Source organism: Pseudomonas sp. Z5-35 (genome assembly GCF_051131945.1).
GTDB classification, from domain to species: domain Bacteria; phylum Pseudomonadota; class Gammaproteobacteria; order Pseudomonadales; family Pseudomonadaceae; genus Aquipseudomonas; species Aquipseudomonas marvdashtae.
The window spans coordinates 2775310-2800209 of the sequence record NZ_CP071640.1 but is presented as its reverse complement, the minus strand read 5'-3'; the positions used below and the strand labels follow the sequence as shown (position 1 = coordinate 2800209).

Annotated in this window: 23 protein-coding genes and 2 pseudogenes; 13 read left to right on the top strand and 12 right to left on the bottom strand. The window is 62.3% G+C overall.

What is annotated here, in order from left to right; all coding sequences use genetic code 11:
- Positions 1 to 3: 3 nt before the first annotated feature.
- Positions 4 to 1056 carry a putative 2-aminoethylphosphonate ABC transporter ATP-binding protein gene (locus J3P95_RS12885; protein ID WP_434581100.1) on the bottom strand — a complete coding sequence of 351 codons (1053 nt, stop codon included), beginning with the start codon at positions 1054 to 1056 and terminating at the stop codon, positions 4 to 6.
- 119 nt (positions 1057 to 1175) lie between these two features.
- Complete coding sequence (locus tag J3P95_RS12880; protein WP_434581101.1) at positions 1176 to 2039, bottom strand: LysR family transcriptional regulator; 864 nt, start codon at positions 2037 to 2039, stop codon at positions 1176 to 1178.
- A 280-nt stretch (positions 2040 to 2319) separates the two neighbouring features.
- Here J3P95_RS12880 and J3P95_RS12875 point away from each other — a divergent pair, with 280 nt between their 5' ends.
- The 4 genes from J3P95_RS12875 to phnE are packed head-to-tail and all read left to right on the top strand — an operon-like array spanning position 2320 to position 5550.
- A complete protein-coding gene (locus tag J3P95_RS12875) occupies positions 2320 to 3171 on the top strand; it encodes a putative selenate ABC transporter substrate-binding protein (protein WP_434581103.1) in 852 nt (283 codons plus the stop codon).
- A complete protein-coding gene (locus J3P95_RS12870; RefSeq protein WP_434581105.1) occupies positions 3168 to 3965 on the top strand; it encodes a phosphonate ABC transporter ATP-binding protein in 798 nt (265 codons plus the stop codon). The genes J3P95_RS12875 and J3P95_RS12870 overlap by 4 nt, the downstream gene beginning before the upstream one ends.
- Positions 3959 to 4786, top strand: a complete 828-nt coding sequence (locus J3P95_RS12865) for a PhnE/PtxC family ABC transporter permease (RefSeq protein WP_434581107.1) — start codon at positions 3959 to 3961, stop codon at positions 4784 to 4786. The genes J3P95_RS12870 and J3P95_RS12865 overlap by 7 nt, the downstream gene beginning before the upstream one ends.
- The gene (phnE, locus tag J3P95_RS12860; protein WP_434563644.1) at positions 4783 to 5550 is read left to right on the top strand and encodes a phosphonate ABC transporter, permease protein PhnE; all 768 of its coding nucleotides are present in this window, start codon (positions 4783 to 4785) and stop codon (positions 5548 to 5550) included. Before J3P95_RS12865 ends, phnE begins: the two co-directional genes overlap by 4 nt.
- Positions 5551 to 5568: 18 nt before the next feature.
- Here phnE and J3P95_RS12855 read toward each other — a convergent pair.
- Both J3P95_RS12855 and J3P95_RS12850 read right to left on the bottom strand, forming a co-directional pair.
- Positions 5569 to 5821: pseudogene (locus J3P95_RS12855) on the bottom strand (OprD family outer membrane porin); the annotation flags it as partial.
- A gap of 41 nt (positions 5822 to 5862) precedes the next feature.
- A pseudogene (locus J3P95_RS12850) lies at positions 5863 to 6043 on the bottom strand (OprD family outer membrane porin); the annotation flags it as partial.
- A gap of 413 nt (positions 6044 to 6456) precedes the next feature.
- On the opposite strand from J3P95_RS12850, the gene J3P95_RS12845 reads away from it, so the two are divergent.
- The 6 genes from J3P95_RS12845 (at position 6457) to J3P95_RS12820 (ending at position 13071) form a co-directional block, all read left to right on the top strand.
- Positions 6457 to 7260 carry a putative hydro-lyase gene (locus tag J3P95_RS12845; protein WP_434563642.1) on the top strand — a complete coding sequence of 268 codons (804 nt, stop codon included), beginning with the start codon at positions 6457 to 6459 and terminating at the stop codon, positions 7258 to 7260.
- Positions 7261 to 7398: 138 nt separating this feature from the next.
- Positions 7399 to 8319 carry a LysR family transcriptional regulator gene (locus J3P95_RS12840; RefSeq protein ID WP_434563640.1) on the top strand — a complete coding sequence of 307 codons (921 nt, stop codon included), beginning with the start codon at positions 7399 to 7401 and terminating at the stop codon, positions 8317 to 8319.
- Between the two features lie 106 nt (positions 8320 to 8425).
- Positions 8426 to 9805, top strand: coding sequence for a UDP-glucose dehydrogenase family protein (locus J3P95_RS12835; RefSeq protein WP_434581109.1), 1380 nt, complete (start codon positions 8426 to 8428; stop codon positions 9803 to 9805).
- Positions 9806 to 9978: 173 nt separating this feature from the next.
- Positions 9979 to 10686 carry an HPP family protein gene (locus J3P95_RS12830; protein WP_434563636.1) on the top strand — a complete coding sequence of 236 codons (708 nt, stop codon included), beginning with the start codon at positions 9979 to 9981 and terminating at the stop codon, positions 10684 to 10686.
- A 123-nt stretch (positions 10687 to 10809) separates the two neighbouring features.
- Positions 10810 to 11916, top strand: coding sequence for an enoyl-CoA hydratase/isomerase family protein (locus tag J3P95_RS12825; RefSeq protein ID WP_434581110.1), 1107 nt, complete (start codon positions 10810 to 10812; stop codon positions 11914 to 11916).
- Positions 11917 to 11919: 3 nt separating this feature from the next.
- On the top strand, positions 11920 to 13071 hold the full coding sequence (locus tag J3P95_RS12820; protein WP_434581112.1) for an acyl-CoA dehydrogenase family protein: 1152 nt from the start codon (positions 11920 to 11922) through the stop codon (positions 13069 to 13071).
- Positions 13072 to 13261: 190 nt separating this feature from the next.
- Here J3P95_RS12820 and J3P95_RS12815 read toward each other — a convergent pair whose 3' ends face one another.
- From J3P95_RS12815 to pssA, 7 genes are all read right to left on the bottom strand, one after another.
- Complete coding sequence (locus J3P95_RS12815) at positions 13262 to 14035, bottom strand: enoyl-CoA hydratase (RefSeq protein ID WP_434581114.1); 774 nt, start codon at positions 14033 to 14035, stop codon at positions 13262 to 13264.
- A 13-nt stretch (positions 14036 to 14048) separates the two neighbouring features.
- Positions 14049 to 15176 (bottom strand): acyl-CoA dehydrogenase, encoded by a 1128-nt coding sequence (locus J3P95_RS12810; protein WP_434581115.1) that lies wholly within the window; start codon positions 15174 to 15176, stop codon positions 14049 to 14051.
- Between the two features lie 9 nt (positions 15177 to 15185).
- Entirely contained in the window at positions 15186 to 16373 is a 1188-nt protein-coding gene (locus tag J3P95_RS12805) for an acetyl-CoA C-acyltransferase (RefSeq protein WP_434581117.1), read from the bottom strand.
- 11 nt (positions 16374 to 16384) lie between these two features.
- Complete coding sequence (locus tag J3P95_RS12800) at positions 16385 to 17146, bottom strand: SDR family NAD(P)-dependent oxidoreductase (protein WP_434581119.1); 762 nt, start codon at positions 17144 to 17146, stop codon at positions 16385 to 16387.
- A 16-nt stretch (positions 17147 to 17162) separates the two neighbouring features.
- Entirely contained in the window at positions 17163 to 18827 is a 1665-nt protein-coding gene (locus J3P95_RS12795) for an AMP-binding protein (RefSeq protein ID WP_434581121.1), read from the bottom strand.
- Between the two features lie 168 nt (positions 18828 to 18995).
- Positions 18996 to 20012: an AraC family transcriptional regulator gene (locus J3P95_RS12790; RefSeq protein WP_434581214.1), complete on the bottom strand. Its 1017-nt coding sequence runs from the start codon at positions 20010 to 20012 to the stop codon at positions 18996 to 18998.
- Between the two features lie 11 nt (positions 20013 to 20023).
- Positions 20024 to 21367: a CDP-diacylglycerol--serine O-phosphatidyltransferase gene (pssA, locus tag J3P95_RS12785; protein ID WP_434563620.1), complete on the bottom strand. Its 1344-nt coding sequence runs from the start codon at positions 21365 to 21367 to the stop codon at positions 20024 to 20026.
- Positions 21368 to 21491: 124 nt separating this feature from the next.
- Between pssA and J3P95_RS12780 the strand changes: the two genes are divergently transcribed.
- Both J3P95_RS12780 and J3P95_RS12775 read left to right on the top strand, forming a co-directional pair.
- Positions 21492 to 22058: a TetR/AcrR family transcriptional regulator gene (locus tag J3P95_RS12780; RefSeq protein ID WP_434581124.1), complete on the top strand. Its 567-nt coding sequence runs from the start codon at positions 21492 to 21494 to the stop codon at positions 22056 to 22058.
- A gap of 111 nt (positions 22059 to 22169) precedes the next feature.
- Positions 22170 to 22649 carry a DUF1348 family protein gene (locus J3P95_RS12775; RefSeq protein ID WP_434563616.1) on the top strand — a complete coding sequence of 160 codons (480 nt, stop codon included), beginning with the start codon at positions 22170 to 22172 and terminating at the stop codon, positions 22647 to 22649.
- Between the two features lie 51 nt (positions 22650 to 22700).
- On the opposite strand, the gene J3P95_RS12770 is transcribed toward J3P95_RS12775, so the two are convergent.
- The gene (locus J3P95_RS12770) at positions 22701 to 23771 is read right to left on the bottom strand and encodes a M42 family peptidase (protein WP_434581126.1); all 1071 of its coding nucleotides are present in this window, start codon (positions 23769 to 23771) and stop codon (positions 22701 to 22703) included.
- Between the two features lie 247 nt (positions 23772 to 24018).
- On the opposite strand from J3P95_RS12770, the gene J3P95_RS12765 reads away from it, so the two are divergent.
- Positions 24019 to 24420 carry a hypothetical protein gene (locus J3P95_RS12765; protein WP_434563612.1) on the top strand — a complete coding sequence of 134 codons (402 nt, stop codon included), beginning with the start codon at positions 24019 to 24021 and terminating at the stop codon, positions 24418 to 24420.
- Positions 24421 to 24900: the final 480 nt, after the last annotated feature.

Genomic DNA, 24900 nt, shown 5'->3' with positions numbered 1-24900 from the left:
ATATCAGCTGAACACCTGGAGGCTGTGGGACGGCAGCGCGACTTTTAGCGGCGCATGGGTCAGCTGCGCCATGGCGTGTGGCTCCAGCTCCGCCAGCAGCGTGTGGCCCGGCAACGCGTCCAGCTCAAAGCTCAAGCGGCAGCGATTGCCGAGGAAGGTCAGCTCACACAATTGTGCATCGAACAGATTGTCTTCCGGCGTCGACGGGTTGATCCGTACCGCTTCCGGGCGGCAGAAGAGTCGTCCGCTGCGGCGTGCGTCAGCCCCATGCAGGTTGAGGCGGTGCCCGCCGACGCGCACCTGGCCATCCTGCCCGCGCTCGAAGGGCAGCCAGTTGCCCTGCCCGACAAAGTCGGCGACGAAGGCAGTCGCCGGTGCGCGGTAGATCTGTTGAGCGCTGGCAAATTGTTCAACGCGCCCCTGATTGATCACCGCGATGCGGTCAGCCATCAACATCGCTTCGTCCTGGTTGTGAGTGACCATCAACGTGGTGACGCCCAGGCGTTTCTGCAGCTGGCGCAACTCGCTGCACAGATGTTCGCGTACCCGGGCATCCAGGGCCGACATCGGTTCGTCGAGCAGCAGCAACGACGGCGCCGGGGCCAAGGCACGGGCCAAGGCGACTCGCTGCTGCTGTCCGCCCGAGAGCTGGCCCGGGTATTTTTTCTCGCTGCCGCACAGCCCGACGAGGTCGAGCATTTCGTTGACCCGCCGGCGAATCGTCTCGTGGCTATTACCGGCCAAGCCGTAGCCAATGTTCTGTTCCACCGTCAGGTTGGGAAACAGCGCATAAGATTGAAAAAGGATGCCGTAGTCACGCGCCTGGGGCGCCAGGGTCGAGACATCCCGGGCGCCAATCATGATCGTCCCACGGTCCTGCCGCTCCAGGCCGGCGATGCAGCGCAGCAGCGTGGTCTTGCCGCAGCCGGACGGCCCGAGCAAGCACACCAGTTCACCCGCGGCGATATCCAGCGATACCCCATCCAGCGCCTGGAAGGCTCCGAAACCCTTATGGATGTCGCGAATCTGCATGTCTACGGAGCGTGTTCTTGTCATGACGTAACCTCGATGAGCTGTCAGCTCGACGAGAGTCATGGTAGGCAGGCAGTACGAAGGCTTGATGGCAGTTGGCTAAAAGCTGCCGATAGTGCCATCGGCAAATTTGCGTAGCGGGTTCAGGCGCCGGTTGTCGCTCGTGCCAACTCCAGGAATGCCGAGGGCAGTCGGGCCTGGCGGCGCTCTTTCAAACAGTAAAGGTATTCCGCAATCAAAGGCGCGCCCTCCAGTTCAACGACTTTGAGCTGCGGGTTCTCCGGCACTTCATGACGCGCGATGATGCTGACGCCGATGTTGCGCAGGACTGCTTCGCGAATCGACTCGCGACTGCCGATCTCCAACAACGGGCCTGTCGCCACGCCCGCCTCCAGCAGCAGCGCCGTGGTGAGTGAGCGGGTGGTCGAGCCTTTCTCACGCATCAGCAGGCAGTGCCCGGCCAGGGCGCTCGGCGGCACACGATCATGGCTGGCAAGTGGGTGGCTGCGGTGTACGGCGAGCACCAACGGGTCATGCCCCAACACCAACCGCGTCAGACGCGCGTCCTCGACCAGTTGCGAGGACGCAGCCAGGTCCACGCGGTACTCTTCCAGCGCCTCGATGACCTGCAGCGAATTGCCGATCTCCAGGGTCACTTCGCAAAGCGCAAACTGCTCGCGAAAGCCCTTGATGATATCGAGCACGTAATAAGGGGCGGTGGCGCCAATGCGCAGCGTGCCTTGCACCTGGCCACTGTTGCGCAGGAAAAAATCGATGTCGGCCTCCTGCTGCAACAGCTTCTGCACCATCGGCAACAACTGCGCGCCTTCATCGCTCAGCGTCAGGCGCCGGCCTCCCCGGAAGAACAGCTCCACGCCGTACTGGGCTTCCAGGTTGCGTATCTGCGTGGTGACCGTCGGCTGGCTGAGCCCGAGCTTCTTCGCCGCCTGGGTGACGCTGGCCAGGCGAGCGACCATGTGGAAAGACTTCAGCTCGGCGCTGAGCATGTTGTTGACGCTCCAGAAAGGTGATGGGGCAAGCGACTATAAATAATGAATGGGTAACCTGCAGCCGTGGTGAAAAATTGTGTATTCGGGTGGTAACGAATTCCTTCAAAGAACCGCTTGCATCACGGGTTTGACCTTGTACGATCCCGGCACTTCGATTCAGCAAGATTTACCTGGTCGGTAGAAACGATCAAAATCGCCTCTATTCGTCTACCCTCACACTGCGCCCGGTCGATGCCTGGCGCTTGAATATTCCTGCCTTCATGCACCGGAGATTTTCATGCTCAAGCGTACCCTGGCACTGGCCGTCGGTTTGACCCTGTCCTTTAGCTCCATTTTGGCCCAGGCCGCCGACACCTTGAAGGTCAGCGCGATCCCCGATGAAGCGCCGACCGAACTGCTGCGCAAATTCAAGCCACTGGGTGCCTATCTGGAGCAACAGACTGGCATGAAAGTGGAATTCATACCGGTAGGTGATTACCCCGCCGTGGTCGAGGCGCTGGCCACCGACCGGATCGACCTGGCCTGGCTGGGTGGTTTCACCTTCGTGCAGGCACGCCTGAAGACCGGCAACGCCATTCCCTTGGTGCAACGTGAGCAGGATGCTCAGTTCACCAGCAAATTCATCACCGCCGATCCCGCCGTCAAGTCCCTGGCCGACCTCAAGGGCAAGAGCTTTGCCTTCGGCTCGATCTCGTCCACCTCGGGCAGCCTCATGCCGCGTTATTTCATGCTCAAGGACGGGATCAAGCCGGAAAGCTATTTCAGCCGTGTAGGTTACTCGGGCGCCCATGACGCGACCGCTGCCTGGGTCCAGGCGGGCAAGGTCGATGCCGGTGTGCTCAACGCCAGTGTTTGGGACAAACTGGTGGCTGCCGGCAAGGTCGACACCAACAAGGTCAAGGTCTTTGCCACCACCCCGGCGTACTTCGACTACAACTGGACCGTGCGCGGCACCCTCGACCCGGCGCTGGCAGCCAAGATCAAGGCAGCGTTCCTGGCGCTCGACCCGGCGAACCCGAAGGACAAGGAAATCCTCGACCTGCAAGCCGCCAGCCGCTTCATCGAAACCAAGCCGGAAAACTACAAGGGCATCGAAGAAGCCGCACGCGCCGCCGACCTGCTCAAATGACATTGCGTCTGACCCAGGCCAGCGTGATTCACGCCAACGGCGCCCAGGCGCTGCGTGGCGTGGACCTGCACATCGGCGCGGGCGAACAGGTCGCTATCATCGGCCCGTCGGGCGCTGGCAAATCCAGCTTGCTCAATGTGCTGGCCACTGCCCTGCGCCCGGCTCAGGGTGAGGTTCAGGTGTTGGGCGAGTCAGCCTGGGAACTCTCGGCGCGTCAGCGTCAGCGCTTGCGCGCGCGCATCGGTCTTATCCATCAGGCGCCGCCCCTGCCCCCGCGCCAGCGCGTGGTCACGGCGGTGCTGGCCGGCAAACTGGGCCAGTGGGGCATGGGCAAGAGCCTGCTGAACCTGCTGCATCCGCTGGATATTCCAGGTGCGCGGGCGGCCTTGGCCCGATTGGACCTGGACGATAAGCTGTTCGCGCAATGCCAGCAGTTGTCCGGCGGACAGCTGCAACGGGTCGGCATCGCCCGCGTGCTGTACCAGGCGCCCGAGGTGCTGTTGGCGGACGAGCCGGTATCGGCGATGGACCCGGTGCTGGCCGAACACACCCTGTCGGTGCTTTGCCAACATGCCCGGGAACATCGCGTGACCCTGGTTACCAGCTTGCATGCGGTGGAGCTGGCCCTCGGACATTTCTCCCGGATCATTGGCTTGCGAGACGGCCAGATTCTCTTCGATTTGCCGGCCGAAGCGGTCGACCGCAAGCAGCTCGACACGCTGTATGCCAATGACCAACTGGCGTCCTTGTCGAGTCCACCGCCATCCTCGAGCGTGCAGATCCCCCGATGCTGAAGCGTGACTCCCGGGATCCGGCCGCCCGCCCTCGCCTGCTTATGGGCCTTTTGGCTCTAATCCTGTTGTGGCCGAGCCTGCGATTCAGCGAATTGAACCTTGGCGTGCTGCTGGCCAGCGACAGCCAGAGCGAAATGGGCCGGTTCGTCGCCGCGTTCTGGCCGCCGGCCCATGACGAGGCGTTCGTCGAGATGTTGCTGCAAGCCACGTTGCAGACCTTGGCGATCGCCACCGCCGGTATGGCCCTGGCGCTTTTGTTTGCGGTTCCGGCCAGCCTGCTGGCCAGCCGCGCCTTGTCATTGTCGGCTGCGTACCGTGCCGGTAGGCCCAGTCAATGGGGCCAGTGGCTGCGTTGGCCGATACGCGGCCTGCTGATTTTCCTGCGCAGCGTGCCGGAAATCGTCTGGGCCTTGCTCTTTGTCCGGGCCGTCGGCCTGGGCCCGACCGCCGGTGTGTTGGCCATCGCCATTACCTACAGCGGCATGCTCGGCAAGGTCTACGCGGAAATCTACGAGTCGGTCGACCAGCGGCCGGCCCACGCGTTGATGCAGGCCGGTAGCGGCCGGCTCGCGGCATTCTGCTACGGGATCCTGCCTAACGTCGCCGCCGAGCTGCTGTCGTACACCGTGTATCGCTGGGAATGCGCCGTTCGCGCCTCGGTGGTGATGGGTTTCGTTGGTGCGGGTGGCCTGGGGCAGCAAATGGACCTGTCGTTGCGCATGTTCGCCGGCGGAGAAGTCGCCAGCCTGCTCCTGATGTTCCTGGCACTGGTGCTGCTTGCCGATCAGCTCAGTCGCCTGCTGCGCTGGAGGCTGGCATGAATCGCTTGCTCAACACGTTGATGATGCTGGGCATTGGCGCGGCAGTCGTTGCCTCGTTTGCGTACCTGGGCATCGACCTGGCGGCGTTGGCTGACAACACCAATCTCAAGCAGATGGCCGCTTATGCGCAACGCTTCCTCAGCCCCGACCTGAGCCCGGCCTATCTGAAGGCGGTCGGCCACGGCGCGCTGGAAACCATCGCCATGTCTGCTGTTGGCACGCTGCTCGCGGCGGTGTTGGGGTTGGCCTTGGCGCTGCCTGCCGCCGGGCGACTTGGCTGGCCCCTGCAAAGCGCGTCGCGCCTGTTGCTCAACGCGTTGCGCGCGGTGCCGGAACTGGTGTGGGCGGCGTTGATGGTGTTCGCCGCGGGACTCGGCCCCAATGCCGGCACGCTGGCACTGGCCTTGCACACGGTCGGCGTGCTCGGCCGGCTGTTTGCCGAGGCGCTGGAAAACACCCCGCCACAAGCCGCCGACGCCATTCGCCTGCAAGGCGGCAGCGCGCTCTGGGCTTTTTGCTACGGCACCCTGCCCAACCTGATGCCGCAGCTATTGGCCTACACGCTGTACCGCTGGGAAAACAATATCCGCATGGCCAGCGTATTGGGTTTCGTCGGTGCCGGGGGCCTGGGCCAGATGCTCTATGTCAGCCTCAGCCTGTTCCAGGAAGCCCAAGGCAGCACGGTGATCCTGGCCATGTTGGTGCTAGTCTTCACCGTCGACACATTGAGCAGTTGGAGCCGCCAGCGCTGGGTCAAGGCGTGACGGTGGCCCAGCGGGGCGTTACCACAGCGCCATCGTGTAACTGACAATCAGCCGGTTCTCATCCAGGTCATTGCCGAAGTTCGAGCGCACCGTTGCATTGCGCCATTTCAAACCCAGCCCTTTCAGCGTGCCGTCCTGGATGACATAGGCGATGTCGGTGTTGCGTTCCCATTCCTTGCCGTCGCCGGCGGCGCTGCGCTGGACGTTGTCGCCGCTGATGTAGCGGGTCATGAAGGTCAGCCCAGGCCAAACCCAAGGTGCCGGCGGTGTACCCCGACTCGATGCGCAACAAGAAGCCTTGCGCCCACTCTTCGGCCTTGTCCCGCGCGCCCTCTTGCCGGAAATCACGGTTGAAGTAGAAGTTGCGGGCCTCCAGGCTGGCTTTGCTGTCGCCTGAGAAGTCGGCGTGGGCTATCGGCGCGCCGAGCAGGCCGAGGCCGAGCAAGGTGCCGGGCGGTGTGACGCGCCAGCAAATCGCGATGAAACGGGACATGGGGGTGCTCCTTTTTCTGAGCACGAGCGGTCCCTTTGGGGACGGCGTACGCACCTCGTTTATTGTGTGGGGCAGTGTCGTGGAGACGACGCGCCTGGCGGGGCGTCGTGGGGCGGATTCTTCCCAGCGGCGCATCAGCGCGTCAAACGGGAAAAAGGCACGCTTGGGCATAAGAAAATTTGATGCCCGCCCAGGCCTGAGCTGGAGTAACAACTGCAATCATAAGAACGATCAATCCAAGAGAAGCCCATGAGCCTCAAGTTCCTCGAAACCTTCGTCTGGCGTAGCGGCGCCCGGTCTGTCGAGCGTCGAATAACTTTTACTTGTCGGGGGGTACTGATTTTCCTTGTTGGACGCCGCCGCGCTGATTTTCTAAAAGGGTTCATTAGAAAAAGAACCATGGAGATCCCCAGATGAGTCCATCCGCCCTGTCATTCGAGCAATTGCAGCCCTGTACGCCCCAAGCCCTGCGCCAGAACATCGCAGCCGGTCGATACCACGGTCATACCAGCGGCCTGGGTCAGGGTCGGGTGCAAGCCAATATCGTGATCCTGCCGGGTGACTGGGCCAACGAATTCTTGCGGTTCTGCACACTCAATCGCCAGGCCTGCCCAGTGCTGGACGTGAGCGAACCCGGCGACCCGTTCCTGCGCAACTTGGGCGTTCCCATCGATATCCGCCATGAGGTGCCCCGCTATCGGCTGTTCCGTCACGGCGAACTGAGCGAAGAACCGCTGGACATCGAACACCTGTGGCAGGATGACCTGGTGGCCTTCGCCCTCGGCTGCTCGTTCTCCTTCGAGCAACCGCTGCTTGAGGCCGGTATCCGTCTGAGGCACATCGACTTGGGGCGTAATGTCGCCATGTTCCGCACCAACATTGATACCCGCCCGACCGCGCGGCTATCGGGCAAAATGGTCGTGAGCATGCGACCGATGAAAGCCGCCGCGGCGATCCAGGCGATCCAGATCACCGGGCGCATGCCCAACGTCCACGGCGCTCCAATACACATCGGCGACCCTGCGCTGATCGGCATTCACTCGCTGGACGCGCCGGACTACGGTGATGCAGTGCCGGTGGAAGCAGATGAAATACCGGTGTTCTGGGCCTGCGGTGTAACGCCCCAATCGGTGGTCCAGGCGTCTCGTCCGCCGTTGTGCATCACCCACGCGCCGGGTTGCATGCTGGTGACGGACCTGTGGAACAGTGAGTTGTAAAATCGAACGAGGCAGATTTTCAACCTGAAGGACACGCGATGAACACCGCTCAGTTATCGATCCAACACCTGATCAATCCCCTCGGCTCCGTTCGGGGCCCGGCTTGAATGCCCATGACCGCCGCGAGGTAGCGCCCCAGTGAATATCAAGTTTCTCGAAACCTTCGTCTGGGTCGCCCGCCTCAAGAGCTTTCGCCTCACGGCGGAAAAGCTGTTCACCACCCAGGCGTCCATTTCCAGCCGGATCGCGGCCCTGGAAGATGAAATGGGCGTGCGCCTGTTCGTGCGCGATTCAAAGGGCGTGTCGCTGACCTCCGAAGGCCAGCGGGTGCTGGAATACGCCGAACGCATCATGGACACCATGCAGAGCATGAAAGCGGTGATCAAGGATCCGCGCCAAGTGCGCGGGCGGATCCGCATTGGCGCGATGGACACGGTGATCCACACCTGGCTAAGCCCCTTGGTGACGCGGCTGATGGAGCGCTACCCGGCGCTGGAAATCGAGCTGACCGCCGACACCGCGAGTAACCTCTGCTCGCAGCTGGAAAAAGGCTACCAGGACATCATTTTCCAGACCGACATCCTGCGCCTGGACAGCGTGCGCAACACCCTATTGACGCGCTATCCCATGCATTGGGTGGCGCGTACCGGCTCCGTGTATGACCGGCACTACGCTTCCCTGGAGGATCTGTCCCAAGAACGCGTGGTGACGTTTTCGCGCAACTCACGGCCGCACCAGGACCTCCTGAACATGCTGCACTCGGCCAACGTCGTCTCGCCGCGCATCAACTGCGTGAATTCGGCTTCGGCCATCACCCGCCTGGTGCGGGACGGCTTTGGTATCGGCGCCATGCCGGCGGCGTTGGTGGTGGGCGAACTGAGCCAAGGAACCTTGACCCTGGTGGACGGCGTGCCGCTGCCGTCGGTGATGGACATCATTGCCAGTTGGCGGACCGGCGCCGGCATGGAACGGGTTGAAGACATCGTCAGCCTGACGCGGGAGGTGGTCGACGAATTCATCGCGCAACTGCCGGCTCAATACCGTCTGCACGAAGGTTAGCCGCCGTACCTGTCAGTGAACTGCAACATCCCCGCCCTATCCTGAAACCTGCGCACTGCGGCGAGCCGCGGGTTGCGCCTGCTCGGGATGGTCCAGGGAGTCCGCCATGAAAATCAGTGTGTTCGGCAGTGGTTACGTTGGATTGGTGCAAGCCGTCGTGTTGGCCGAAGTGGGCCATGACGTGGTGTGCATGGACATTGATGCGCAGAAGATCGAAACCCTGCGCCAGGGCCAGGTCAGCATTTATGAGCCAGGGTTGGCGGCGCTGGTGCGCGAGGGGCTTGAAGCCGGGCGCTTGCATTTCAGCTGTGACGAACAGGTCGCGGTGGAACATGGCCAGGTGCTTTTCATCGCCGTCGGCACCCCATCCCGGGACGACGGTTCGGCGGATCTGCGCCAAGTCCTGGCCGTCGGCGAAGCGGTCGCCCGTTATCGCGAACGGCCCGTCGTGGTGGTGGAGAAATCCACCGTGCCGGTGGGCACCGGCGATGTCCTGAGGGCCCACATCGACAAATGCCTGCTCAAGGCCGGGCGTTTGCTGCAGTTCGATATCGTCTCCAACCCCGAGTTTCTCAAGGAAGGCTCGGCCGTCGCCGATTGCCGCCGCCCGGATCGCATCGTCATCGGTTGCGAGCGCGCGGAAGTACGCGAAACCATGCGCGAGCTGTACGCGCCGTTCAACCGCAACCACGACAGGATCCTGTTCATGGACGTCCGCAGCGCCGAGCTGACCAAATATGCGGCCAACGGCATGCTGGCGACCAAGATCAGCTTCATCAACCAGATCGCCGAACTGGCCGAACACTTGGGCGCAGACATCGAGTCGGTGCGCCAGGGCATCGGCGCCGACTCACGCATCGGCTACCACTTCATTTATCCAGGGTGCGGCTACGGCGGGTCCTGCTTTCCCAAGGACATGCGTGCCCTGATCCACACCGCCGAGCAAGCGCATTGCTCCAGCGACCTGCTGCAAGCGGTGGAAACCGTCAACCTGCGCCAGAAACACAAGCTGTTCGAACGCATCAACGCGTTCTATAACGGCGATCTGCGGGGCAAGACTTTTGCGCTGTGGGGCCTGGCCTTCAAACCCAACACCGATGACATGCGCGACGCCCCCAGCCGCACGCTCCTGGAGTCGTTGTGGGCCGCCGGGGCCAGCGTCCGTGCCTTTGACCCGGAAGCCATGCAACAGACCCAACGGCTTTATCCCCATGAATCGAAACTGATGCTCATGGGCACGCCGGAATCGGTCTTGGCGGGGGCCGACGCGCTGATCATCTGCACCGAATGGCAGTCGTTCAAGGCGCCGGATTTCCAACTGATCCAGCAACGACTCAAGGCGCCGGTAATTTTCGATGGTCGAAACCTCTACGACCCGGATCGCATGGCAGACAAAGGCTTTACCTATTTCCCGATGGGCCGAGGACAATCGCGGGACTTGCCCATCGCCCAGCAGGCATGGTTTGAAGCGTCCAAGCGCGCGTGAGCTTCCTTACCTCAAAATAACTGCACTCAAACAGCATTTATATGAATTTGTAAGCGAAGGTGGCGAGGGGCACACTGTGCACTGTTCCTCCCCCAACTGTTGGAACACTTAAAGGGCTTTCAGGGATTCTCCCGTAAGCCCCTTTTTTTGTTCGTTTTTTGGATCGTCGCTTAATGTTTTCTCGTTGGTTCCCCGCTGCTATCAATACCCGTCCCACCGAATGGAGCCGCGCCGCCATCGGCATGGCCTTGGGAACAATGTTCAGTGTCTGGCTCTGTGGCCAAGTGTTCGGCCTGGAAGTGGCGCAACACCTGATCGGCCCACTCGGGGCCTCAGCGGTGCTGCTGTTTGCGGTCTCGTCAGGTGCCCTCGCCCAGCCCTGGTCGATTTTCGGCGGTTATCTGTGCGCGTCGGTCCTGGCCTTGCTGGTGGCCCATGTGCTCGGCCGCACGCTGGGCAGCGCTTGCCTGGCCGCCGGCATGGCGCTGGTGTTGATGTGCTGGCTGCGTTGCCTGCACCCTCCGGCGGGAGCCCTGGCGGCGACGTTGGTGCTGGCCGACCACTCCATCGTTGCGCTGGACTGGCAGGCGCTCGGCGCTGCAATGCTGGCCGGCTCCGGCCTGCTCGCCTTTGCGTTGGCTTACAACAACCTCACGCGCGTGCGTTATCCCAAGCGCGCCAGCGAACCTGTAGCGGTCATACCGGCCGACCATCCTCCCGTCGATCGCCAGGCCATTACCGCGCAAGACCTGCAAATGGCACTTGAGGAAATGGAAGCGTTTTTCGACGTAACCCCCGAAGATCTCGAACAATTGATCCACGCCAGCGAGCGTTACGCCAAGCGTCGCAGCATCACGGAGGTGCTGTCGGGTCGCGGCTGAGCCTGTGGCTGCTATAAATATGCAGGAAGGACCTGCATGTATCCCGGTTGTGCAATGCAAATTTGCGCTGTTACGATCCCGATACGCGCGACTAAATTTACAAAGAAAAGCAGGGAGTTAGCGATGACAGTTCAGGTTTCATCCCAAGCTGCGGACGGTATCGAAACCGCACCTTACGAAGTGCTGGTCGAGGTCCGTAATCACATCGGCCATTTGACCCTGAACCGCCCCGCCGGCCTCAATGCCCTCACCCTGGGCATGGTGCGCAGCTTGCAGGAACAACTCGATAGCTGGGCCAGCGATCCGCAGATCCGCGCCGTGGTGCTGCGTGGTGCCGGCGACAAGGCGTTTTGCGCGGGCGGCGATATCCGCTCGCTGTACGACAGCCACAAGCAGGGCGACACCCTGCATGAAGATTTCTTCGTCGAGGAATACGCCCTCGACCTGACGATCCATCACTACCGCAAGCCGATCCTCGCACTGATGGACGGTTTTGTGCTGGGCGGCGGCATGGGACTGGTGCAAGGCGCTGACCTGCGAGTGGTGACCGAACGCAGCCGGCTGGGCATGCCCGAGGTCGGCATTGGTTACTTCCCGGACGTGGGCGGCAGTTATTTCCTCCCGCGCATCCCGGGTGAGCTAGGCATCTACCTGGGCGTCAGCGGCGTGCAGATCCGTGCCGCCGACGCGTTGTACTGTGGGCTGGCCGACTGGTATCTCGACAGCCGCAAACTCGAACAGCTCGACGAGCGTCTCGATCGGCTGGAATGGCACGACGCACCGCTCAAGGATTTGCAGAGCCTGCTGGCCAAGCTGGCGGTGCAGCAGCTCCCTGCCCCGCCCCTGGCCGACTTGCGGCCGGCCATCGATCATTTCTTCGCGCTGCCCGATGTGCCCAGCATGGTCGAGCAGTTGCGCCAGGTCACGGTCGCCAACAGCCATGAATGGGCCTTGAAGACCGCCGAACTGCTGCAAACCCGCTCTCCCTTGGCCATGGCGGTGACGCTGGAGATGTTGCGTCGCGGCCGTCGCCTGAGCCTGGAAGACTGTTTTGCCCTGGAACTGCACCTGGACCGCCAATGGTTCGAGCGCGGTGACCTGATCGAAGGCGTGCGCGCCTTGCTGATCGATAAAGACAAGAATCCGCGCTGGAATCCGCCGACCCTGGAGGCGCTGGACGCCGATCATGTGGCGAGTTTCTTCGACGGCTTCGACTACCACGGGAACTGAATCATGCATGACCTTGAGCTGACCGAAGAACAAGTGATGATCCGCGACATGGCTCGTGATTTTGCCCGTGGCGAAATCGCGCCGCACGCCCAGGCCTGGGAAAGAGCCGGCTGGATCGACGATGGGCTGGTGGCGAAGATGGGTGAACTGGGCCTGCTGGGCATGGTGGTGCCCGAAGAATGGGGCGGCACCTATGTCGATTACGTGGCCTATGCCTTGGCCGTGGAAGAGATCTCCGCAGGCGACGGTGCGACTGGCGCACTGATGAGCATCCACAATTCGGTGGGCTGCGGCCCGGTCCTGAATTTCGGCACCGACGAACAGAAACAGACCTGGTTGGCCGACCTTGCTAGCGGCCAGGCGATTGGCTGCTTCTGCCTGACCGAACCCCAGGCCGGCTCCGAGGCGCACAATCTGCGCACGCGGGCCGAATTGCGCGACGGCCAATGGGTGATCAATGGCGCCAAGCAGTTCGTCAGCAACGGCAAGCGGGCGAAACTGGCGATAGTCTTTGCCGTGACGGACCCGGATCTGGGCAAGAAAGGCATCTCGGCGTTCCTGGTGCCGACCGACACCCCGGGGTTCACCGTTGATCGCACCGAACACAAGATGGGTATTCGCGCGTCAGACACCTGCGCGGTCACCTTGAGTAACTGCAGCGTCCCCGAGGCCAACCTGTTGGGCGCACGGGGTAAGGGCTTGGCCATCGCCCTCTCCAATCTCGAAGGCGGTCGCATCGGCATCGCCGCCCAAGCCCTGGGCATCGCCCGAGCTGCCTTCGAGGCGGCCCTGGCCTACTCGCGCGACCGGGTGCAGTTCGACAAGCCGATCATCGAGCACCAGAGCATCGCCAACCTGCTGGCCGACATGCACACCCGCCTGAATGCCGCCCGACTGCTGATTCTGCACGCCGCGCGACTGCGCAGCGCCGGCAAATCCTGTCTGTCGGAAGCCTCCCAGGCCAAGCTGTTCGCCTCGGAGATGGCCGAAAAGGTCTGCTCCTCGGCGATACAAATCCACGGTGGGTATGGCTACCTCGAGGATTATCCGGTGGAGCGTTACTACCGCGACGCACGGATTACCCAGATCTACGAGGGTTCGAGCGAGATCCAGCGGATGGTCATTGCCCGAGAGCTCAAGCACTACCTGGTGTAAAGCTTTCGCGAGTTCAATCGCGCAGGCAATCAAATTCCCGTGGCGAGGGAGCTTGCTCCCGCTCGGCTGCGCAGCAGTCGCAAATAGGTCAATGCGGTGCACCTGAAGAACCGCAGGGGCCTGCTGCGCAGTCCAGCGGGAGCAAGCTCCCTCGCCACGGGGGCAACCCCGCCCCACCGTAGACCTGATTTTACTTGTCCTGGAACTCCGCGGCACGCTTGGCCACGAACGCGGCCATGCCTTCCTTCTGATCCTGCGTGGCAAATGCGGCGTGAAATACCCGGCGTTCGAAACGCACGCCTTCCGACAGGCTGACTTCAAAGGCGCGGTTGACGCTCTCCTTGACCATCATGCTGATGGGCACGGATTTGGACGCAATCAACGCCGCGGTTTTCAGTGCATCGTCGAGCAGCTCATCGGCCGGTACGATGCGTGCGACGATGCCGCAGCGCTCCGCTTCGACCGCATCGATAAAGCGCCCGGTCAGGCACATTTCCATGGCCTTGGCCTTGCCCACCGCACGGGTCAGGCGCTGGGTGCCGCCCATGCCTGGCAACACGCCAAGGTTGATTTCCGGCTGGCCGAACTTGGCGTTATCGCCGGCCAGGATGAAATCGCACATCAATGCCAGCTCACAGCCGCCGCCCAGGGCAAAACCATTCACGGCCGCAATGATCGGCTTGCGGCGGTTGGCGACGCGGTCGCTGTCGCTGAACAGGTCGTCCAGGTAGATCTGCGGGTAGGTCAGGTCGGCCATTTCCTTGATGTCGGCACCGGCGGCGAAGGCTTTTTTCGAGCCGGTCAGGACGATGCAGCCGATCTTCGGGTCGGCTTCCAGACTGTCCAACGCCTGGTTCAGCTCGCTGACGATCTGTGCATTCAGGGCGTTCAGCGCCTGGGGACGGTTGAGGGTGATCAGGCCGACGCGGTCCTTGATCTCCAATAGAATCGTTTCGTAATTCATGCGTGACTCCTGTTCAAAGATTGCGCGAAATGACCATGCGCTGGATGTCGCTGGTGCCTTCATAGATCTGGCAGACCCGCACGTCGCGGTAGATGCGCTCCAGCGGGAAGTCGTTGAGGTAACCGTAACCGCCGAGGGTCTGCAACGCCATGGAGCAGACCTTCTCGGCCATTTCCGAAGCGAAGAGCTTGGCCATGGACGCTTCCACCAGCGCCGGCTGACCGTCGTCGCGCAGCGCGGCGGCATAGTGGACCATCTGCCGCGCCACGGCGATCTGGGTCGCCATGTCGGCCAGGCGGAACGCCACGGCCTGGTGCTCGATGATCGGCTTGCCGAAGCTTTGCCGTTCGCGCGCATAGTCGCGAGCGGCTTCGAACGCGGCCCGGGCCATGCCCACCGACTGCGCGGCGATGCCGACCCGCCCGCCTTCCAGGTTCGCCAGGGCGATCTTGTAGCCCTCACCCTCCTCCCCGAGCCGATTGCCCACTGGCACCTTCACGTCCTCGAACAGGATCTGGCAGGTGTCGGAGGCGTGCTGGCCGAGTTTGTCCTCGACCCGCGCCACGCTGTAGCCCGGTGAATTGGTGGGCACGATGAAGGCGCTGATGCCGCGCTTGCCGGCGCTCGGGTCGGTCACCGCAAATACCATCACCACCCCGGCGTTCTGCCCGGAGGTGATGAATTGTTTGCAACCGTTGAGCACGTAATGGTCCCCCTCCAACCGCGCCCGAGTCTTCAGGCTGCTGGCATCCGAGCCAGCCTGGGGCTCGGTCAGGGCGAAGGCGCCGAGCATCGCGCCGCTGGCCAGGGGCGTGAGGAATCTTTGCTTTTGCTCATCGGTGCCGAACTTGAGAATCGGCACGCAACCCACCGAGTTATGCACGCTCATGATGGTCGAGCAGGCACCGTCGCCGGCGGCGATTTCTTCCAGGGTCATCGCATAGGCCAGGTAACCAGTGTCACAGCCGCCCCACTGTTCCGGCACCAACATGCCGAAAAAGCCCAGCTCGGCCATTTCAGCAATGGCTTCCCGGGGGAAACGGTGTTCGCGGTCCCATTCGGCCGAGAACGGTTTCAGCCGCTCCTGGGCGAACTGCCGAGCCATGTCGCGGATTTGGATTTGTTCTTCAGTCGCAAGCATGGTGGTTCCTTAGTACAGGCATTCGACGGCCATGGCCGTGGCTTCGCCGCCGCCGATGCAGATGGCCGCGACGCCGCGCTTGAAGCCTTTCTGGCGCAGGGCCGACAACAGGGTCACGAGGATTCGCGCGCCGGACGCGCCGATCGGGTGGCCCAACGCGCAGGCGCCGCCGTGGATGTTGACCTTGTCATGGGGAATTTCCAGCTTGTCCATGGTCACCAGCCCCACCACGGCGAAAGCTTCGTTGACCTCGAACAGGTCGACCTCGTCCAGCGACCAGCCAGTCTTGCCCATCAATTTCTTCACCGCACCAATCGGCGCGGTCGGAAACAAGCCTGGGGCATCGGCAAACGCCGCATGCCCATGAATGACCGCCAGCGGCGTCAAGCCGCGCTGTTGCGCCTGGCTCTGGCGCATCAGCACCAGCGCGGCGGCGCCGTCGGAAATCGAGCTGGCGTTGGCTGCCGTCACGCTGCCGCCTTCGCGAAAGGCCGGCTTGAGCGTGGCGATCTTGTCGATCCGCGCCTTGGGCGGCTGCTCGTCGTGGCGCACGGTGACCTGCTCCTTGCCGACCATGACTTGCACCGGCACGATTTCGGCGTCGAAGCTGCCGTCCTTGATCGCCTGCTGGGCGCGGGTGGTGGACGCGATGGCAAAGGCATCCTGGGCTTCGCGGCTGTAGCCATTGGTTTCGGCGCAGTCTTCGGCGAAGGTGCCCATCAGACGGCCCTTGTCATAGGCGTCTTCGAGGCCGTCGAGGAACATATGGTCGAGCACCTTGCCGTGGCCCATGCGCAGGCCGCTGCGGGCGCGGTCCAGCAGGTACGGGGCGTTGGACATGCTCTCCATGCCGCCGGCGATCACGACGTCGGCGCTGCCGGCGACGAGCATGTCATGGGCGAGAATCGCCGCTTCCATGCCCGAACCGCACATCTTGTTGAGCGTGGTGCAACGGGTCGATTTGTCGAGCCCAGCGCCCAGTGCCGCCTGGCGTGCCGGTGCCTGGCCCTGCCCCGCGGCGAGCACGCAACCGAACAGCACTTCTTCAACCGCCTCCGGCGAAATGCCGGCTCGCTCCACGGCGGCCTTGATCGCGGCGGAACCCAGTTGTGGCGCGGTGAGGCTTTTCAGCTCGCCCTGGAAACCGCCCATGGGGGTGCGGACGGCGCTGACAATGACAATCGGATCGTTGGACATGACTAATCCTCCTACTTGGCGGCCATGCGCAAGGCGCCGTCGAGACGGATCACCTCGCCGTTGAGCATGCTGTTTTCAATGATATGCCGGACCAGCGCCGCGTACTCGGCGGGTTTGCCCAGGCGCGGCGGGAACGGCACGCCGGCGGCCAGGGAATCGCGCACCTGCGGGGTCATGCCGGCCATCATCGGGGTCTCGAAAATGCCGGGGGCAATGGTCATCACGCGGATGCCGAAGCGTGCCAGTTCGCGAGCGGCGGGCAAGGTCAGGCTGGCAATCGCGCCCTTGGATGCCGCGTAGGCGGCTTGGCCAATCTGACCGTCAAAAGCGGCCACCGACGCGGTATTGATGATCACTCCGCGCTCGCCGTCGGCGCTGGCCTCGGTCTCGGCAATGACCGCCGCCGCCAGGCGCAGCAGGTTGAAGCTGCCGATCAGGTTGACGTTGATCACCTGGCTGAAGCTGGCCAGGGCATGCGGGCCATTCTTGCCGAGGATCTTCTCGCCGCGCACGATACCGGCGCAGTTCACCAGGCCATTCAGTCCACCGTACGCATCGACCGTGGCCTTGACCGCCGCTTCAGCCGCGGCTTCGTTGCTGATGTCCGCGACCACGCTGCGGCAACCGAGCTTTCGCGCCTGGGCGGCCACGGCCTCGGCGTTGAGGTCTACCAGCATGACCTTGGCGCCGGCGTTGACCAGCATTTCACCGGTGGCCGCGCCGAGGCCGGATGCACCGCCGCTAACGAGGAAAATCTTCTTGTCGATCTGCATCATGGTTTCCTTGGATTCAAGCTGAAACGTTCTTCGCCGAAGCCCCTAGAGCTTTGGCGATCTCCTGGTTGCGCAAGATAAAGCGCTGTAATTTGCCGCTGGGGGTCTTCGGCAAATCGCTGACAAATTCAATTTCACGGGGATAGGCATGGGCCGCCAGGCGCTTGCGCACGTGCTGGCGCAACTCCTCGGCCAGCTCCGGCGCGGCGCGGTATTGGGCGCTGAGCACCACGAAAGCTTTAACCAGTTCGGTGCGTTCAGGGTCGGGCTTGCCGATGACTGCGGCTTCCACTACTGCCGGGTGTTCGATCAGGGCGCTTTCGACGTCGAACGGACCGACGCGGTAACCGGAGGTGGTAATCACATCATCGCTGCGCCCCACGAAGCTGATGCTGCCGTCGGGATTGAGTTCTACGGTATCGCCACTCAGGTAGTAATCGCCGACGAAGGCCTTGGTCGGTCCGCCTTCATACCCGGCGAACCAGCACATGGGCGACTGGCTGCGGTCGACCGCGAGAATGCCTGGCTGGGCAACGCCCAATTCCCGGTGGTTTTCGTCCAGCACCACGATCCGATGGCCCGGCGAGGCAAAACCGGCAGCGCCGAGGTGCACCGGATGCTCCAGGCCATGGTGATTGCACAGGACCATGCCCAATTCGGTCTGGCCGTAATGATCGTGAATGACCACGTTCAGGTTGGCGGCGAACCATCGGATCACCTCCGGATTCAGCGGCTCACCGGCGCTGCTGACGATGCGCAGCTTGCCCTTGATCGACCGGGCGAACTGCTCGCCGCTGGCGATCAGCAGGCGATAAGCCGTAGGCGAGCCGGCCAGATTGGTGATGCCGTACTTGTTGATGATTCGGCAGGTGCTTTCCAGGGTGAACGGACCGTCGTAGAACGTAATCGGATGTCCCATCGCCAGTGGCCCGGTCACCCCGAAATAAATGCCATAGGCCCAGCCCGGGTCGGCGACGTTCCAGAACGCGTCTTCGGGCCGCAGATCCACGGCGTCACGCATGTAGTTCTGAAACGCGACGATGGCCTTGAGCGGCACCGACAGCGCCTTGGCCGGCCCCGTGGTGCCGGAGGTGAACATCAGCAGGAACGGATCCTCGCCGGTCAGCATCAACGGTTCGCACTGGTTTGAGTGGTTGGCCAGTTCGGCCCAGAAACTAAAGTCGCCGCGAACAATGCCCTGGCCCTTGTCGCCGCCGACCGTGACGAGGGTCGGGCAGTCGGCAACCTCATTGAGCTTGGGCCGATTGCTGGCGTCGGTCACCACCACCCGCGCGCCCGAGCTGGTCAGTCGGTGCTCGATGGCCTTGGGGCCGAAGGCGGTGAACAGCGGCTGGTACACCGCGCCGATACGCCAGGTGGCGAGCACCACGATCAACAGTTCCGCATTGCGCGGCAACAAGCCGGCGACCTTGTCGCCCTTGCCCACACCTTGGGCTCGAAGGAAGTTGGCGAAACGCGCGGCGTTGTCCTGCAGGTCGCGGTAAGTCCAGGTCGCGTCGCTGCCGTCACGGCCCTCCCAGAACAAGGCGATGCGCCCCGGCAACGCGTGGCGATCGCAACATTCGACGCAGGCATTGAGCGCTTCGAGCGAGCCGTGCAAGGCGGCATTGACGGTGTGCAGGTAATCGAACTGCGAGGTGGCGGACGAGTAATCGCGCATGACCAGAATCCCTCTGTACTTTTTATTGGTTGGGGGAGCCGTGAATAGCAGGGAAATACTCGCGCCGAAGGGCCTGGGCGGCAATGGTCAAAGCCATCAAATTGCTTGACTGGTTTGGCCATGGTGTCGGGGAACGGTTGGCAGCAGGGCTGTCAACACAGGACTGGGTCAGCTGAGGTCGTTGAGAATCAACGTGCGATAGTGCCCTGGATTGGACCCGGACCATTTGCGAAACGCCTTGTAGAACGAACTGGCATCGGCAAACCCCAGGCGCGAGGCGATTTCGACGAAGCTGATAGCAGGCTCGGCCAGCCAGGCGATTGCCAACTCCTTGCGTACGCTGTCCTTGATGCCTTGGTACGTTTGCCCCTCCTCCGCCAGGCGTCGGCGCAGGGTTGAGGCGGAAACGCACAACTGCTGGGCCAAAGCCTCGGTTTCCGGCCACTGTTCGGCAGGCAACTGGCGCAGGTCATGGCGGATGCGGCTGGAGAGGCTTTGCGGGTCGCGGTATTTGACCAGGATGTTCGCCGGCGCTCGAGCCAGGAAGCGCTTGAGTTCCTCGGGGCTGCGGCGAATGGGCAGGTCCAGGCAGTCGGCGGCGAAGATCATCCGAGTGCGGGGCCGGTCGAAGCGCAGGTTCTGGGAGAACATGACACGGTAGTCGTCGCAGAAATCCGGCGCCGGGCAGCGCAACTCGACGGACAGGATCGGAATGCGTCGCCCGGCCAGCCAGCAGGCCACGCCATGGACAATCATCCAATAAGTGAAGTAGGTAAACGCCCGGCGCGGGTCCTGCTCGTCTTCCAGCAGGACGATTTCCGCCAGGCTTTGCTGGCGGACCCACTGGGCCGGCAGGTGTTCGAGCATCAGCGACAGAAAACCCAGCCCCGCGGTCAGCCCGGCCGCCAGCGTTGGCTGGGCCATGGTGCACTGGCACAGGAAGGCCAGGCTGCCGGACTTGAGCTTGCGCGGGTCCATGCCGAAGAATTCGTCGTCCAGACGCCTGGCCAGCAAACGCCAGAGCTGCGCATAGGCGTGGGCCGGGACTCGCGCCTGGGCATCGTTGAGCAATGCCGGGTCGATGCCCACCTTACGCAGCACCTCGTCGGTCGCCACGCCGGGGGCACAGCTTTGCAGCAGCGCCTCGCGCACCAAGTGGATGGAAATGGTGTCTTTTTCCAGCATGGCGCGGACGGTCACAGAATCCGGTAAAGCAGACGCTCTATTCGCACCCGGCTGACGCGCTTGAGGAACTTGCCCACCGCCGCCGGATAGTCCGGCAGGGTTTCCAGGTCCAGGTAGCTTTCGATCCGGCGGGTGTGCCGATAGATCTGTTCCAGCTCAGTCTGTCGCGGCCCGAGCAATTCGCCCTTGGGGTCGTCAAGCAACAGGGCATTTTCCAGGTCCAGGCGAAAGGCCCGCGGGTTGAGATTGTTGCCGGTGAGCAAGGTGTAGCGCTCGTCGACCCACATGCCCTTGAGGTGGTAGGTATTGTCGCCGTCACGCCACAGATGCAGGTTCAACTGGCCGCTGTCGATGTAGCGCTGGTGGCGCTTGGCGAAGCGGCGCAGGCTGATTTCGTACAAATAAGGCAACGCCGCGATGATCTTGAACGGCTCGCTGGGCGGAATATAGAAATCGTTGGCGCTCTTGTCGCCGACGATGATATCGATCCGCACTCCGCGAGCCAGCGCACGATTGATTTCCCGAGTCACGGCCAACGGCAGATTGAAGTAAGGCGTGCAAATCGTCAGTTGCCGACGGCTGCTGTCGATCAGCTCGCCAATCACCCGACTCAGCGGGTTGTTCTTGCCGACGCCCAGCAGCGGGCTGACCGACAGGCCATTCTTATCGAGGCTGCCGGCCGTGGTGTCGTACGTCGCGTATTTGAGGCGACTGCGCAGGTCGCCGATGTCGTTGCGCAAGCTGCGGGTGCTGGGCAGGTTCGGCAGGTCGAGGCGATGCACGGCCTTGGAGGTGATCAGGCCGTGTTGCACCAGGTGATGCATCGAATCGGCCAGCGCAGTGTTGTGCAGCAGGTGGTAGCGGTCGTAGCGGTATTTGTCGAATTTGTGCAGGTAGACGTTGTTCAGGCTCGCGCCGCTATAGAGCACGCAATCGTCGATCACGAAGCCTTTCAAGTGCAACACGCCAAACAATTCGCGGGTCTGCACCGGTACGCCGTAGATCGGCACTTCACTGGCGTGGCTACGGGTCTGTTGCTGATACCACGCCGAATTGCCCGGCTGTTTCTTGGCGCCGATCAGGCCGCGCTGGGCACGCAGCCAGTCCACCACCACGACCACCTCCAGCCCGGGACGCGCGGCTTTGGCGGCATGCAAGGCATCGAGGATTTCCTGGCCGGCCTCATCCTGTTGCAGATACAGCGCCACGATGTAGATGCGCTGGGTGGCCTGGGCGATTTTTTCCAGCAGGCAACGGCGGAATTCGGCGGCACCATCAAGGATGGTCACGGCCTCGGCGGTGAGTGCAAAGCTGCGCAGCTTGGGCAGCAGGGAGCGTTTGAAAAGCGACGGCATAGGGCTCGCAAAAGGTCGAATCCGAAGAACCGATGAGCTTACACCATGATGCGAGGGTTTGGGCCTCCCCGTGCCGACGAAAAAATATTTGACCATGAAGAACGATCGTTCTACTGTTGGCCGCATGAACAAAATCACTGGCAATGAAACCCGAGACATCATCCTCGACGTCACCGAAAAGCTGATCTACAGAAGTGGCATCGCGGCCACTGGCATGGATCTGCTGGTGAAAACCGCCGGCGTCTCCAGGAAAAGCATCTACCGCTACTTCGCCAACAAGGAGGACCTGGTGGTCGCGGCCCTCAAGCGCCGTGACGAACGCTGGATGCATTGGTTCAGCAGCGAGGTGGACAAGGCGCCGACGCCGGCTGCACGGTTGCTCAATCTGTTTGCGGTACTCAAGGGTTGGTTCGCCAGCGAAGGCTTTCGCGGCTGCGCATTCATCAACACCAGCGGCGAAACCGGCGATCCGCAGGACCCGGTCCGCCAAGTGGCGAAGCTGCATAAGCAGAAGCTGCTCGACTACGTCACCCGCCTGTGCGTTGACCACGGCGTCGAACAGCCGCAGGTACTGGCCCGGCAGGTGCTGATCCTGATCGACGGCGCCATCACCCTAGCCTTGGTCATGGGCGATCACGACGCCGCCGATCAAGCGCAGGACGTCCTGAGAACCTTGCTGGCTGGACAATAAGCGACACGCGTATCCGCAGGATTCGTTCGTAGGACCGCCGTAAAAACTACGCTGTAAAAACACGCTTTATAAACAGTAGTGCAACTCATCATTCCTTATTGGAGATAAGCCATGTCGTCCTCTGCTGAAGCTCGCCCGCCCCTGCCGCCCTTCACCCGCGAAACGGCCGCTGAAAAAGTTCGCCTGGCCGAGGACGGCTGGAACTCTCGCGATCCGCAAAAGGTTTCGCTGGCCTACACCCTCGACACGCAATGGCGTAACCGCGCCGAGTTCGTCCACAGCCGCGAAGAAGCCAAGGCTTTCCTGAACCGAAAATGGGCCAAGGAATTGGATTACCGACTCATCAAGGAACTCTGGGCGTTCACGGACAACCGCATCGCCGTGCGTTATGCCTATGAATGGCACGACGACTCGGGCAACTGGTTCCGCTCCTATGGCAATGAAAACTGGGAATTCGACGAGAACGGCTTGATGGCCAACCGCTACGCCTGCATCAACGACTTGCCGATCGAGGAAAGCGAGCGCAAGTTCCGCTGGCCGCTGGGACGTCGCCCGGACGATCATCCAGGGTTGTCCGAGCTGGGGTTATAAGGCCTGAAACGTGGGAGCAAACCGTGCTCCCACGCTCAGCTCGGTGGCGTGTCAGCCACCTGCGCGATTGAGCAGAAACTCCAGCAACGTCGCCGCGCAGGCCTCGATACTGCCGTCCACGATCAGTTCATAACCGTGGGTGTTCTCGGTCGGAATCGCAATACAACCGCCCTGGGCTGAAATCCCGCTGCTCATGATTGCACTGGCGTCGCTGGCAAAATCCACCAGCAGCGCGAACTGCGGCGTGAGTCCGCAGCGTTTGCCGGCCTGGTACAACTGATCGACGACATCGCGGTTGTAACAGCCGTTCTGATCGCCTGTGTTGATGATCGGATCGACGCTCAGGCGAGTCGCGTACTCCGCGACCACCGGCCCAACCTCAACCGCCACCGTGACATCCCCAGGCAAATGGCTGGCAGCGTAGAGCGCGCCGGCATTGGACTCTTCTTCCTGCGTCGTGAAGACGAAATACACGTCGCCCGCCAGCTCTTCACGACGCGCGGCCAATAACGTGGCTGCCTGGATGGAGGCAACCATGGGCGCGCGGTCATCGAGGAAATGCGCGGCCAGGGCATCGCCAACCCGAAATGGCCGGCGCCAATGCTGGCTCAACACCACCCGCGTCCCGGGACGCACCCCGTGCGCCTGCAATTGCTCACTGGAACAACGGGTGATGACATGGACGTCGCCCCAATTGACGTTGCCCGACAGCACATCCGCGCCCTGGTGGGTTTCGCCCGTGCTGTGCATCGACCCGAACGACAGCACGCCAGGAATGAAATCCCGGTCGCCAAGAATGTCCACCGGGCACACCCCGAAATTGATCGGATTGGCACCGCCCAGCGCCACCACCCGCAAGGTGCCGTCGGGCTCGATGCGTTTGACCAGCATGGCGATCTCATCCAGATGCGCCATGATCCTGATTGGCGAATTGGACCTGGCAGTCGGACGGGCTCCCTTGATCAGGCCGACGACATTGCCGGCCGGATCGACCCAGGTTTCGTCGCAGTGCGGCTTGAGCTCGCGCAGACAGATATCACGCACTTCCTGCTCTTGCCCGCCAGGCCCGCGGGCCATCAGCAGTTCTTCCAGCAGCGCTAAGGTGGTCGGATTGGGTTGCATCGAATGAGGTCTCCTTTTTATCGGGCGCGGCCGCCTGACGAAGCGGGCCGCGACGTGTCTGTCTTCTTGAGCCCGCCTGGCGCTGAAAAATTTGATCGGATCCTGACGAAACTGACGAGCGGGGCCTGCCGAGGTGCGGACAAGTGGCCTCGCGGGAGGGTTGACCGGCGCGGCGCCAAGCATCACATTGCGTGGAACACCCCTATGCCAAAGACGATTTTGTTGTGTTGCAGATCTTGTGGAGCCCATGACCGCGTCGATACCCATCCGTCCCCCCTGCCCGCCTGGCGTCTGTGATTGTGGGCGTGATGCGTTGCTGCAAACGCCGGGCAGCGATTTGCGCATCCTTTGCCTGAATCGCCAGGAAGAGAAACGGCTGCTTGAGCGGTTGGAGAATATCGAGAGCCTGGATGAGCTGGAGCGGTTGCAGCAGCGGTTGTTTGAGAATCTGGGGGTGCGTTTGACCATTGAGCCTGGTTTTAACGAGGTGCGGACCATGCGGGGTATTGCGATCGAGTTTGATGAGCAGCCTGGGCTGTGCCGCAAGATTCGCCAGTCGATTCCGGCGGCGATTCGTCGAGGGCTGGAGAAGCGGCCTGAGATTGCCTGGCGGTTGTTGGATTCGCGTGATTTGTTTGGTGGTGGTTGAGGTTGGGCTTTTTTTTGCGTGAATATCCATTTTTTCGGTAACGGCTGCTAATGGTTTCGCTTTTACAGCGAGTCACTTTTGAGAAGCGCAAAAGTAACCCAAACGCTTTTGCCCCACCACTTGGTGCCTCGCCTAGGCTCGGCATGCCTGAACGAAGGCATTGCTCCGTGGGCCCGCCGCGAAGGACCATCCATGGTCCAGCGCGGCTACCTCGGCATCCATGCCGAGGTACCCACTCCACAACACCTTCGTTCAGCCAGCGTGGTTAACGGGGCGCCCAAGATCAACGTCCACCGCGAGGCGGCCTTAGAGCCGGCCTGTTTCCTTGATGACCGCATTCATCCTGATGGAATGAGGTTGCTCGGGCGATGACGGAGCATATCTGATTGAACCACCGTGATCGCAAGCCCGATCTTTACATGAATTTGGAAGAGGCAAACCCGCGTGCATGTCTTCCATTGAACACCGCCTTCGCCAACA